At 50.3% G+C, this 12927-nt stretch carries 15 protein-coding genes; all 15 read left to right on the plus strand.

What is annotated here, in order from left to right; genetic code table 11:
• Positions 1-42: 42 nt before the first annotated feature.
• The 15 genes from CHH75_RS13105 (at position 43) to CHH75_RS13175 (ending at position 12925) form a co-directional block, all read left to right on the plus strand.
• Positions 43-1197 (plus strand): sensor histidine kinase, encoded by a 1155-nt coding sequence (locus CHH75_RS13105; protein WP_095264911.1) that lies wholly within the window; start codon positions 43-45, stop codon positions 1195-1197.
• A gap of 4 nt (positions 1198-1201) precedes the next feature.
• Positions 1202-1924 carry a response regulator gene (locus tag CHH75_RS13110; protein WP_095264910.1) on the plus strand — a complete coding sequence of 241 codons (723 nt, stop codon included), beginning with the start codon at positions 1202-1204 and terminating at the stop codon, positions 1922-1924.
• A 254-nt stretch (positions 1925-2178) separates the two neighbouring features.
• Complete coding sequence (locus tag CHH75_RS13115; protein WP_095398376.1) at positions 2179-2601, plus strand: hypothetical protein; 423 nt, start codon at positions 2179-2181, stop codon at positions 2599-2601.
• A 728-nt stretch (positions 2602-3329) separates the two neighbouring features.
• Complete coding sequence (locus tag CHH75_RS13120; RefSeq protein WP_095398377.1) at positions 3330-5315, plus strand: helicase-related protein; 1986 nt, start codon at positions 3330-3332, stop codon at positions 5313-5315.
• A 361-nt stretch (positions 5316-5676) separates the two neighbouring features.
• Complete coding sequence (locus tag CHH75_RS13125) at positions 5677-6255, plus strand: ComF family protein (protein WP_230875809.1); 579 nt, start codon at positions 5677-5679, stop codon at positions 6253-6255.
• Positions 6256-6375: 120 nt separating this feature from the next.
• On the plus strand, positions 6376-6789 hold the full coding sequence (locus tag CHH75_RS13130; RefSeq protein WP_095267055.1) for a TIGR03826 family flagellar region protein: 414 nt from the start codon (positions 6376-6378) through the stop codon (positions 6787-6789).
• Between the two features lie 87 nt (positions 6790-6876).
• Entirely contained in the window at positions 6877-7173 is a 297-nt protein-coding gene (flgM, locus tag CHH75_RS13135) for a flagellar biosynthesis anti-sigma factor FlgM (RefSeq protein WP_095398379.1), read from the plus strand.
• Positions 7170-7670 (plus strand): flagellar protein FlgN, encoded by a 501-nt coding sequence (locus tag CHH75_RS13140; protein ID WP_095267052.1) that lies wholly within the window; start codon positions 7170-7172, stop codon positions 7668-7670. The genes flgM and CHH75_RS13140 overlap by 4 nt, the downstream gene beginning before the upstream one ends.
• 19 nt (positions 7671-7689) lie before the next feature.
• Positions 7690-9261, plus strand: a complete 1572-nt coding sequence (gene flgK / locus CHH75_RS13145) for a flagellar hook-associated protein FlgK (protein WP_095398380.1) — start codon at positions 7690-7692, stop codon at positions 9259-9261.
• Between the two features lie 9 nt (positions 9262-9270).
• The gene (gene flgL / locus CHH75_RS13150) at positions 9271-10167 is read left to right on the plus strand and encodes a flagellar hook-associated protein FlgL (protein ID WP_230875810.1); all 897 of its coding nucleotides are present in this window, start codon (positions 9271-9273) and stop codon (positions 10165-10167) included.
• Positions 10168-10180: 13 nt separating this feature from the next.
• A complete protein-coding gene (locus CHH75_RS13155; RefSeq protein ID WP_095398382.1) occupies positions 10181-10756 on the plus strand; it encodes a DUF6470 family protein in 576 nt (191 codons plus the stop codon).
• 74 nt (positions 10757-10830) lie between these two features.
• Positions 10831-11295: a flagellar assembly protein FliW gene (gene fliW, locus CHH75_RS13160; RefSeq protein WP_095398383.1), complete on the plus strand. Its 465-nt coding sequence runs from the start codon at positions 10831-10833 to the stop codon at positions 11293-11295.
• Positions 11296-11308: 13 nt separating this feature from the next.
• Positions 11309-11518, plus strand: a complete 210-nt coding sequence (locus tag CHH75_RS13165; protein ID WP_342351964.1) for a carbon storage regulator — start codon at positions 11309-11311, stop codon at positions 11516-11518.
• A gap of 156 nt (positions 11519-11674) precedes the next feature.
• Entirely contained in the window at positions 11675-12499 is an 825-nt protein-coding gene (locus tag CHH75_RS13170; protein ID WP_095398384.1) for a flagellin N-terminal helical domain-containing protein, read from the plus strand.
• A gap of 78 nt (positions 12500-12577) precedes the next feature.
• On the plus strand, positions 12578-12925 hold the full coding sequence (locus CHH75_RS13175; RefSeq protein ID WP_095398385.1) for a flagellar protein FlaG: 348 nt from the start codon (positions 12578-12580) through the stop codon (positions 12923-12925).
• The last annotated feature ends 2 nt before the right edge of the window (positions 12926-12927 follow it).

The raw sequence follows: 12927 nt of genomic DNA on the forward strand, positions 1-12927 counted from the left end.
GGTATGATATGTATATGAAACGTTAGAAATGGAGTAGAGTGCGTGGATTATCAAGCCGATGCCATTGATCGTGTCATAAAAAATGCCCTCAAAGTCATGGAGGACAGCAAGTACCAAATGTTTGACATTCTAGAAGCCTCTAGACAGGAGCTGCTGTCTCTCAACCAGGAATTGAAACGAACTTTAAAAGAAACAACCGAAACCATCGAGAAGGTGGACCAGCTCGAGAAGAATTACCGTAAATCCCGGATCCGGCTGACAGAGGTCAGCCGGGACTTCGTCCGGTATAAGGAAGAGGACATCAAGCAGGCGTATGAGAAAGCGACGCAGCTGCAGCTGGACCTCATGATATACCGGGAGAAGGAGATGTATTTGAAAGCTAGGCGGGAGGAACTGCAGAAGCGTGTTCGCAACGTAGAAAAAACGGTCGAGCGCGCGGAACTGATCGGGTCCCAGATGGGGGTCGTCCTGGAGTATTTATCCGGCGAGCTTGGTCAGGTCTCCAGAATTATTGAAAGTGCCAAGAACAGACAGGCAATTGGGCTCAAAATTATTTTGGCCCAGGAGGAAGAACGCAAACGCATATCCCGGGAGATTCATGACGGACCTGCTCAACTGCTGGCAAATCTGGTTCTTAGGACGGAAATTGTAGAAAGAATGCTCGCAAAGCAGGAATTTAAGATGGTGCAGGACGAAATAGTAGATTTGAAGGGTCAGGTCCGATCCAGCCTGGAGGAAATGCGAAAGGTTATCTTTAATCTGCGTCCTATGGCACTAGATGACTTGGGATTAATCCCGACGCTGCGGAAGTATGTTCACGACTATGAAGAAAAATCGAAAATCCGCACAATTTTTGAGACACGGGGCAAGGAGCATCGTCTCTCTTCTGCGATGGAGGCGGCCATCTACCGCTTGGTGCAGGAAGCACTCACGAATGCTGCAAAGCATGCTTACCCGACCTATGTGCTTGTGGAGATTACCTACCAGGCGCAGCTGGTCAAGATCGTGGTACAGGACAATGGCCTGGGCTTCAACGTAAGAATGCTGGAACAGAAAAGCAAGGAGCACTTTGGGTTAATAGGCATGCGGGAGAGGGTTGAGCTGCTCGAAGGGAGAATGGAGATCGAGTCAGCCGAGAATCAAGGAACGAAAATCGTGATTCATATCCCGACGAACGTAGAAAAGAGAAAGGAGTAATAGGATGGAAAATATGGAGAATGAAAAATCAATTATTAAAGTCCTTTTAGCCGATGATCACCAGTTATTTCGGGAGGGCTTGAAGCGCATTCTGAACATGGAGGATGACATTGATGTCATTGGAGAATGCGGCGACGGCATTCAGGTGCTGGAGTTCTGCAACGACGTCAAGCCGGATATCGTTCTGATGGATATTAATATGCCAACGGAGAACGGGGTTCAGGCAACGGAGAAGCTGCGTGAGATGTTCCCGGAGATCAAGGTCATTATTTTGTCGATTCATGACGATGAAAGCTATGTGTTTGAGACGCTCCGCAAGGGAGCCAACGGCTATCTTCTGAAAGATATGGAGGCCGAGTCACTGATTAACGCCATTCGCTCCGTGCATGAAGGCTATGCCTTTATTCATCCGAAAGTGACAGGGAAGCTTATCCATCAGCTGCGCCGCATGACGTATGTCAACGAGGCTGGGGCGATGTCCGAGAACGGCTCGCGTGAGGCTGGTGTGAAGTTTGTAGCCGGGGAGAACAACCCGTTGACCCGCCGTGAAGCGGAAGTGCTTCGTCTGATGGCTGAAGGCAAGAGCAACAAGATGATTGGTGAATACCTGTTTATCAGTGAGAAGACAGTGAAAAACCATGTCAGCAGCATTTTGCAAAAAATGGAGGTTGATGATCGTACCCAGGCGGTAATCAACTCGATTAAATATGGCTGGGTAACATTATAAGCAGGCCAGTCCGAATCCAGGACCTGGCATACATAGGGGAGAGGGGCTGCCGAGGGGCGGTCCTTTTTGTTTACGCGGCTCTTCGTGGCGAACTAAGGCGTTCACTGGACAGTAGTTCGTTCATTGAGGCGATTGTAGAAGACGTTAAGTGTCCCCGCCCATCCCGGACCATGACGTGTGGGCTCCGGTTACACCTTTGTCACCGTCCAATCTGAACCGGCATATAGTGGTGGTATCAGAAGGAGGTGAGTCTCATGGTTGCCCATTTGTTATGGATTCTCGCGGTGTATGGAGCTGCGGTGGCGCTCGTCCATATCATCCATCGACGCAGCCGGGACGGATACGATCAAGGCCGGACCCGTACCAAACATTACGTATTGATCACGTCCAATCATGAACATCGGGTGGAATGGTATTTACGAGCTTTGTCGCTGTACGCTCTGTTAAGCGGGAGTCGGGTGAAAGTCACCGTCCTTGATAAGCAATCGGATGATGATACAATGAAAATTGTCAGCAGGCTAAAAGGATTGACCGGCATTGAACTCGAGTATCACAGCCTGGGAGCTGAAGACCCAAACCTGGTCGCGACCGATCGGAATCCTCTTCATGATCTCCTATTCTATGTCGATCTTAGACTGCCAAGAGAGGCTGCTCGAATTCCATATGTACAAGGATAGATGCAGGCGGCCAGCGAGACGTGATATAGCGAGACGTGATATAATGAAGAAGCAGGTTCATAGCATGCGGCGAATAGCATACAGCAAGTTGGTGTGAAGCACACTCCGGACTGTCTGATCGACAGGGGAGTGTGCTTTTTTTGTGGGAAAAGAAGAGCGAGAATCAGCCGGAGTGCTGCCTATAGCAGCGATCTGCATCCGATTGCCTGTGCCTTGCATGATTATCCCGTTTGATCAGGAGGGGGCGGATGACTGAACATTACATAATTAATGTCAGGTGTGTGACGGATGACTGAACATTGAACTGTCAATGTGATCAGGTGGAGGATGAACGAGCACTGAATCGTCATTTTGTCGGAATCTGTCCGCCTGGGTTTGAAGTCTGGAAGTCAGAACATTAAAAAGTCAGAAAGTTATCCATACTTGAAATCTCAAATCTTAAACCTGCTCAAATCTTGAACCTTCTCGAATCTCGACCTGTTTAAATCGAATGTCTCTCTTCTAGCATCCGATTGTCCTCCTGAACGAAAGGGATAACGGGGCAAGGCGAAAGCCAGACGAGGGGCAGGGCAAGGACCTGGCTCTTCAAATAACAAGCGGGTTCTTCACCCTTAACTTGGAAGTGGACGTCCGCATCCTCGCAATGGCGTTGAACTGAATCATATCTCGTTAGACGACCAGCTTTTGTTCAAAGCGAGGAAATTATAGTAAGGAAAGGATGAAACCTGATGCGGGTGGCGCTGTATATGCTTCGGAACGAAGAGCAATGGAATTGCTGCTTATCGCTCGATCTGCGCGTGGATATAGAGTGGTGGCTAGGATCGCTCAGGAATAACGGCAAGGGAACGCGTATGGTGGTCCTCTCGGAACACATGCCCCTCGGATGGGCCGTAGCATGGAGGGATCATTATACGCCGCTGACGGGGATGGACGCATGGGGGGAGACGGAATGGCGGCGGTATATGCGGGGAAAGCTGATGTCCTTTGTAGAAACGGAGCCACCTGAGAACCGAGCGTCTTGGGAAGCTTTGCTCCATGAGGTGAGCTTATGGGGAGAGTTCGAGCAGAGCTCTCAGAAGGTGCGGCGGACCGCTTCGCACACCTTGAGCGCGTCGCTGCCTTTGGGAACAAACGGGGCATTCGCGGCAGCAAGGACGTTGCCGGCGGAGCGGCAGGGGAGGCGAGAGTCGCAAGGGATAGACTTGGACGAGCTGATGCGGCGGACGGAGCTGTTATGCCGCCGCATGGTAGGCCGAGCCTTGCTGGCTGGCGAGGTGGAAGGGCTGCTCGCGGAGGTCGCCGGGGACGGCGGCGACTGGCGCCCTGCTGCCCAGCTGGGCTGCCTGCTGGGCAGGCTTCGCCTGGAAGCGGGGCTGGGGCCGGATCGGCCTGCCCCGCGCGGAGTGCCCGGCTGGCTGCGCCGCCGCCGGGCACCGGCCCTTCGCTGCCGGCGATGCGGCAGCGTGGCCGAGAGCCGCACGGCATGCGCCGCGTGCGGCTCCGCGGCTTGCGCCTATTGCGAGGCCTGCCTCGCTATGGGGCGCAGCCGCGCTTGTGCCCTGCTGCTGCAAGGCACAGCAGGGCCGGCCGTGCGGGGCACGGCCGGGGGTTCCCCCACCGAGGCCCTGGGCCGGTGGGGGCTGAGCGCAGCGCAGAGCGCCGCCGCTGGCGCTGCGCTGCGGTTCTTGGCGGAGCCGCGTGCCGCGGGCTCCGCGGGGGCCGCCCAGTTTCTCATCTGGGCGGTGACAGGAGCCGGAAAGACAGAAATGATCTTTCCGCTCCTGCAAGCCGTCCTTGATGCGGACGGCAGGGTGCTGGTCGCGGCTCCCCGTAGAGATGTCGTACTGGAGCTGGCGCCGCGACTAGCGAAAGCTTTCCCCAGCGAGACCGTCGTTACGCTGTATGGCGGGAGCCCGGACAGGTGGAAGGAGGGGCGCATTACGCTTGCCACGACCCATCAGCTGCTACGTTTTCGCAGGGCGTTCGATCTGGTGGTGATCGATGAGATTGACGCTTTTCCGTATCACAACAACCCCATGCTGGATTATGCGGCAACGGGAGCGGTCAAGCCTGGAGGGAAGTACATTCTTTTGTCCGCTACGCCGCCAGCCAGGCTGCAGCGACAGGCGGCGGCAGGAAGGCTGCCGCATGCCAAGGTGCCGGCGCGGTTCCATGGTCATCCGCTGCCGGTGCCGGAACGGATGCAGATGATGACGCTTGCCCAGTGCCTGCAGAAGCAGCGACTTCCGTCGGCGCTGTTGAACCGGCTCAGGTCCTCGCTGGGACGGGGAGCGCAGGTCTTTCTGTTTGTGTCGCGGATTAAGCATATCGAGCCGATGCTTCGGCTTTTGCAGCAGGCGCTGCCTGGGACACCTGTTGACGGTACGTCCTCCGTGGATCCTATGCGGGCGGAGAAGGTGATGTCGTTCCGCAACCGCGACATTCGTGTGCTGGTCACCACGACGATCCTTGAGCGCGGCGTAACGGTACCGAAAAGCGATGTGTTTATCGTGGACGCCGATAGCGAGCTGTTCGACGAGGCCGCGCTTATTCAAATGGCCGGACGTGCCGGACGATCGAAGGATGATCCGGCCGGGAGGGTGCTGTTTGCAGCCTCGCAGTGGACGCGAAGTCAACGTCTGGCTGTGCAGCAGATCAAGCAGATGAACCGGATTGCGAGTGCGGGAGGGTATCTCCGACATGGTGGTTCATGAAGAAGTTAACTTTTGAAGCCAGTAGAGGCGAATATCGGGCACCTACGCATCTGGCATTTAGTAGATATATGCGGTGCTTGAAAGTACATAACGGGGGGCTGTCCATATGTTTGGGCATGGTTTAGGCCAATTATTAAATCGAGTGCAAGAGTTGTTGGGGCCATCCGATCCAAGCTGCTTGACCTGCGGCAGGCGCACCCGGCTGACTCGTGAACTGCCGGGTATATGTCCGGCTTGTTTCAGAATGATACCTTGGATCACGAGCATTCGCTGTTTCCAATGCGGAAGGGCCATCGGTTGTCCCGATTGCAGCCGGCCAGGGGCAGATGAAAGGGCCTTTGTCCTGAATCGAAGTGCCGTTATGTATAACGGGCCGATGCGGGAGTGGCTGGCCCAATATAAGTACCGGGGAAATGAACGCTACGCGGAGCTGCTAGGAGAGATGATCGTTCGTCCGTATGTTCAATTAGAGCAGGACTTGCGCGTGGTATTAGGCAATTCGGAGACTTCCGGCTTTCATTCGGCGAATAGGCTGATCCATGCGGTTACGTCCGTCCCTGTCAGCGAGGCGAGGCTTCAGGAGCGGGGGTTTAATCAAGCCGAAGTGCTGGCACAGCTGCTGGCAGACAAGGTGAAACTGCCATATGTTGGCCTTCTCCGACGCGTACGGCACACCGATAAACAGAGCTTCAAGAACCGCATGGCGCGATTGAAGGATATGGGGAGCGCGTTTGACAGGGATCCGAATGCTTGTATGAGATTGTCTCAAATTGCGGAACGGGCAAGGGGGAAGCGAAGGGCCCCGTTACGAATTTTGCTGATTGATGATATTTATACGACGGGCAGTACGGCGGATGCCTGTGCTCATGTGCTGCAGTCCTATGAAACGGAACTGGAAATGCCGATTGAGGTCTACTGCTTGAGCTGGGCACGATCCTAGGGCACGGATGAAGCGAAGAGAAATTCTATGAATTTGCCGCGCAAGCCAATAGACGTGGCAGGCAATATCATGTAATCTAGGAGTATTAAAGGTTTCATACGTAAGCGGAGGTCGTTGAGCATGAATCTTGGAAATTGCCCTCGTTGCGGCAAATTATATGCCTTGAATTTTCGTGATATGTGTCAGGATTGCTTGAAAGAAATTGAGAAAGAATATGAGAAATGCGCGACCTATTTAAGAGAACAGAAGGGTGCCACGATCCATGAGGTATCGGAAGCCACGGAGGTTTCTGTCCGGCAGATTACGAAGTTTATTAAAGAAGGCCGAATATCGATAGCGAATGCGCCGAACATGGCGTATCCTTGCGAAGTGTGCGGAACGCTGATCCGTGAGAGCAACATGTGCGACTCCTGCAGATCACGGTTGACACGGGAGCTTAGGCAAGCGGCGGAGAATGAGAACGAGGATCGAAAGTCCGGGTCCGGCAAGGAGAAGGAGACTTATCGAGCCATTGATAAACTGCGGAAAAACTAACTTTTGAACTATTAACTATGTTTCAATCCGGACCGATAAACTTAGTAAAGCTTATCGGTCCTTTAATTTAAGCGAGGTGATTTGAGAATGAAGATCAACGAATCGGGACGCCTGAACGGCATCAATTCGTATCAGCGGAATATAGAATCGAGAGAAGCACAGCATATCGATAAGAAGCAGCGCCGGAAGGATGAAGTGTCCATCTCCATGAAGGCAATGGAACTGAATGCACAGAGCAAGGTTCAGGATCCGGAACGCGCTGAGAAGGTTCAACGTTTGAAGGAGGAAGTGGAGAGCGGGACGTACCAGGTGCCTGCCGAACGACTGGCAGATAAATTGCTTCCTTATTTTCAATCCTATAACAAATCGGGTGAATCCAAGTGAGCGTTAGGTCCATTATCGATTGTATGAGACGGCAGATTGAGCTGCACGAGCAGCTGATCGAAGCGGGGAAAGACAAGAGACAAGCCATCATGGTGAATGATGTGGAACGTCTGACAGCAGTCATAACCAGGGAGAACCGCCTGCTGAAGCAGGTGGCGGAAACGGAAGCGCTGCGACAAGGCGCCGCTGATAACTTTTTACGTGAAAAGGGCATCCGCTCCCAGCTTCAGCTGACGGTTACTGAATTGACTCGACTTGTATTTAACCCGGAAGAGAAGGATGAGCTGCTGGCCGTGCAGCGTGAATTGACGGATCGGCTCTTGGAACTGAAGGAATTGAACAACAGCAATCGGGATTTGATTGAGCAGTCCTTGGACTTTATTGATTACAGCTTGAACTTGCTGGTTAGCAACCCCGATGATGACATGCTTTACCGACATCCTAACCAGCCGAACACGACAGGCAAGGGCCATAGCATGTTTGATACCAGGGCATAAGAAGAAAGGAACGTATACGATGAGATCTACATTTCATTTGCTTGAAGTCGGAAAACGGGGCTTGATTGCACAGCAGGCAGCCATTAATACGTCCGGCCACAACGTAACCAATGCCAACACACCGGGTTATTCCCGGCAGACCACCCGCCTTGTTGCTTCCAATCCCATTGCCTTTCCAGGAATGCAGCGCTCGGAGGCGGCAGGCCAGCTCGGTATGGGCGTTGAGGCGGAGAGTATCACGCGTGTACGCGACTATCTGCTCGATATTGAATATCGCAACCAGAATACGAATTTAGCTACCTGGGTCGTACAGCAGGAGACACTGCGTAATATTGAAGGGATTTTTAACGAACCATCGGAAAGCAGCATAAGCCAGAGCATTGCAGAGTTCTGGACGGCGTGGCAAACGCTCAGCAAAAATCCGAGCGATACCGATTTATCAGCGCGCATGGCTGTCCAGCAGAAGGCTATTGCTTTGACAGAAACATTTAATCATATTTACTCCCAGCTTGATACGCTGCGCAACAACCTGACGGCTCGGATCGACACCAAGATCATGGAAGCGAACAATTACATCGACCAGATTTCAGAGTTGACCCAAAGCATTAAACGTATCGAGGGCCTTGGCGATAACGCCAATGACTTGCGGGACAAGCGGGACTTGCTTGTTGACCAGCTATCGGCCTTGGGCAATGTGGTCGTAACCGAAACCGATGATATCTATCAGGTTACGTTTGGAGGTCAGCTTGTTATTGATGATATGGCATCCACTCCAGTTACTGCAGCGATCGCAGCTACGTTGACAGGCGGCGAGATTGCGGGCTATGTAACCTCTCGCGATGTACACGTGGAGACTTACATTAACCAACTCAACATCATGGCAAATACGCTTGCAACAGGAAGAGTGGAGGTAACCCTTCCGGCGGGTACGATATTGCCTCCAGGAGTTACGATTCCGAACGCTGTCATGGATGCGAACAATCCGCGTATGTTGGCTCAGAATACGCCGTATACGGTAGATGGCCTTAACGGACTGCACAAGCTGGGTTATACATTAAGCGAGCCTGCAACCGCTGGAGGGGACTTCTTTGTATCGGCGGATGGAACACCGATTACCGCGGGAAACATTAGGTTAAGTTCTACGATCCAGGGGGACTTGAAGAACATTGCCGCTTCGTTGCGAACAGAGATGAAGACCAATCCGGATGGAACGACGTCGGAAGTTGTTCTGAAAGGAAATGGCGGAATGGCTCTGCTGATTGCCGGCTTGTCCGAGCTCTCGTTCAGCTTTAATCCGAATAATAACAACGGCGCTTTGACCAATATTTCAAATTTCGAGGGTTATTTGCAGTCGATTGTCTCTAAATTAGGATCGGACAGCGTGAACGCCCGGAATATGACGGAAAATGGCGATCTGCTCGTACAGCATGCGGACACGCTTCGGATGTCGATCAGCAGCGTGTCTCTAGATGAAGAAATGTCGGATCTTATTCGCTTCCAGCATGCATATACTGCGTCTGCGCGGGTGGTTACTACAATCGATGAGATGCTGGATAAACTGATCAACAGCACCGGCATCGTCGGCAGATAGGAGGAATGAATGATGCGAATTACGCAATCTATGATGACTAGTAACATGATGGGCGGTCTGCAGGGCAATTACAAGCGGCTTGACAAATATCAGGAGCAGATGATGACCCAACGCCGTATCAATCGTCCTTCCGACGATCCGGTCGGAGTTGCAGGTGCGCTGCAATACCGGAGTCAGATTACGGCCACAACGCAATTTGAACAAAACGCAGAAGATGCGGATTCTTGGCTCAAGTATGGGGACACGGTGCTGACAGAGACGACTCAGATTATCCAACGCTTGGCTGAATTGGCGGTCCAAGGCTCGACGGAGACGACCCCTGCTGATGCTCGAGTTAATATTGCAGCTGAAGTGGAGCAATTATATAATCAGTTGGTTTCCCTTGGTAATGCTCAATTTAAAGGGAAGTATATTTTCAATGGGGAGCGAACGGATCAACGACCGTTTCCGGATGACCCTACTCAAACTCCTTATGATCTGGACAAAGGAGTTGTTATGTACCAGGTAGGGGCTGGCATTACGTTCCCTGTGAATACGCTTGGAGAGGAAGTTTTCGGGGCTTTTGGAGATCCGTCAGGGATCTTTGTGGTCGTGGATAATTTTAGGCAGGCATTACTTGCCGATGATACTGCAGGCATTTCAGCCGCTATACCTGCCCTTCAGAAGAACCTGGAGACTACAATTATAGCGCAGGCAGAAATTGGCGGAAGGCAAAATCGCCTGGAATTTACACTTAGTCGACTCGGCGATCTCAATATAAACTATATGGACCTTCAGTCCAAAGTAGAGGACGCGGATATCTCTAAAGTGATTATTGAGCTTAAAACTGCGGAAAGCATCTATCAGGCTTCACTCGATACCATGGCCCGGATTATCAGGCCTAGTTTAGTGGATTTTCTAAGATAAGGGGGAGTTACTTATGAATATCCCCCGCATTCAAATTCAGCAGGGATTTTCTCGGTTGGGTATTGAAACAACGAAGGGGCGGCATAGCATAGAACAGCCCCGTCCTTCGCTCAATATGAAACAGCATCGCGGTGTCCTAGAAATGGAGCAGACGATGCCCGGACTCGAGATCGATTCAAGAAAAGCCTGGTCTGCACTCGGTAAGCCGAGATTTGAAGAGATGACTGATCGGATTGCTCAATCCTCCCTTCAAATTTCCATGCATAACATTGCTGAGATTGCCCGTAATGGAGATAGAATGATGGCTTTTCAAGAAGGTGGAAATGTCTTTGCTGAGATTGCTAGAGACAATGTGTTTAAGGATCGACCTAGGGTTGAATTATCGGGAGAGCCGGGATATGACAATGTAGATATTACATTTATCCCTGGACAAGCACATATCACTTATCGTCTTGGTGGCGTTACGTTCAATCCAGAAACCTATAAACCCGTCATTGACTATTACCCCGGTAAAGTGAATCCGTATTTAATCCAGAAAAATTTTATATTTATGTCTGCCGCGGGCAAACAATTGGATGCGGTTGTCTGATGGCAGATATACAATAGCTATAATGATTTTAATGCATTATAGCTATTGTTTTTTAATTAAGGAGGAAGGATGTCATGATGGTCAACACGAGAAGATTTGGGCTCATAGAAATTAACGAGGATCAGGTTATAACATTTATTGGACCGGTATTAGGCTTTGAGACTTTAAAGAAGTATGCCTTTGTTTCAACTGGAGAGGATCGCCAACCCTTTGAATTTTTGCAAGCAATCGAGGATGAGAATTTGACATTTATCGTAACAGATCCGTTTGTCTTCTTTAAGGACTATGAATTTCAGCTTGATAAACATTGGACTGAGGCTTTGGATGTACATCGTGAAGAGGACATTCAAGTCATGGTTATTGTCACGGTGCGTTCACCTGAGGATATTACTTGTAATTTGAGAGCCCCTATTGTGATTAACCGGACAAAAAGAGTAGCAGCTCAAGTCATTTTGGAGCAAGGAAGTTACCCGACAAAGCAACCTTTACTTGGAGGGAAGAAGGGAGCTGATGCCGATGTTAATCCTGTCTCGAAATAAAGGTCAAAAAATAATGATCAATGACAATATTGTTCTTACCGTTATTGATATTAATGGGGATCAGGTCAGGATTGGCATTGAAGCACCTTCAAATATATCGATTTACCGAGAAGAGATATACGAAGCCATCAAACTGCAGAACCAAAATGCCGTTGATTTCAATGATAATGTTGAAGATATCCTTCACGAAATTGTCGCCAAGAAAAACAATAAAAAAATATAAAAAAATCATATAGAGCTATAAACATTAAGGTAACTCGACCGATAAATATATTAAGGATCGCGCGACATGGTATGGACGGCCGAATGCCATAGTCCCGATCACTAAGGGTGAAGCAAGGATGCTCATCACTAACATATTCCAAGGAGGAATTTTATCATGCGTATTAACCACAATATCAGCTCTTACAACACACAGCGTCAACTGACTTTCAACAACACTCAACAAGGCAAATCCCTTGAGAAATTGTCTTCCGGTTACCGTATCAACCGTGCCGCTGACGATGCTGCTGGCTTGGCGATTTCCGAGAAAATGCGTAACCAAATTCGTGGTCTGGAGCAAGCCAACCGTAACGCATTGGATGGCATTTCCCTGATTCAGACCGCTGAAGGTGCATTGAACGAAACTCACGCAATGCTTCAACGTATGGCCGAGCTGTACACGCAAGCAGCGAACGAAGTGTTGACAGATACAGACGCTCAAAAGATTGACGCTGAAATTTCTCAGCTGAGTGAGCAAATCGACTCTATTGCTACACAAACGAAATTCAACACGAAAGAACTGATCAGCGGTACTGTTGCTGGCGAGACATTGACTTTCCAAGTTGGTGCAAACAACGGTGACACCATTACTCTAACACTCGCTGCTGCTGATGGAGCTGCTCTTAGCCTGGATAACCTCGTAGCTCTTGATGGCACCAACGCTACTGCTGCTGGTAACCTGGATATCGTTCAAGCTGCAATCGACACAGTTTCCGCGATCCGTTCTGATCTTGGTGCTGTACAAAACCGTCTGGAGCACACAATCAACAACCTCGGAACAACTGCCGAGAACCTGCAAGCTGCTGAATCCCGGATTCGTGACGTTGATATGGCTAAAGAAATGTCCGAATTCACGAAAAACAATATTCTTCAACAAGCTGCGACTGCAATGTTGGCTCAAGCCAATCAGCAACCTCAAGGTGTGCTTCAATTGCTTCGTTAATTTTTATCGCAGCTCATGGAAGCCGGCCGGATTATCCGGTCGGCTTTTTTACAATGAATATTAAGGGAGTTGCAGTGGATGCGAGTTAACCCAATAAATGAACCCATGACTTCATCCCATGACTTCAATGTAGTTACTGCTAAGGCACAAGGGGAAGCGGATAGACATAATGATATGACATCAAATTCTAGTCTCTCATTAGGAGACAAATACTTTAATGAACTGATAGAGAAGACCAACAAAAAGCTTGCTTCGCAAGGTACTCATTTGCAGCTGTCTGTTCACGACATGAGCCGTCAAATTGTAGTGAAGGTCGTTGATACGGAAACGGATGAAGTCATCAGGGAGATACCGCCAGAGAAGTTCATAGACCTTGTTTATAATCTTTGCAGACAGGTTGGTCTGATCGTAGATGAAAAGGGATAAAC

The organism is Paenibacillus sp. 7541 (assembly GCF_002276395.1).
GTDB lineage: Bacteria > Bacillota > Bacilli > Paenibacillales > Paenibacillaceae > Paenibacillus_AQ > Paenibacillus_AQ campinasensis.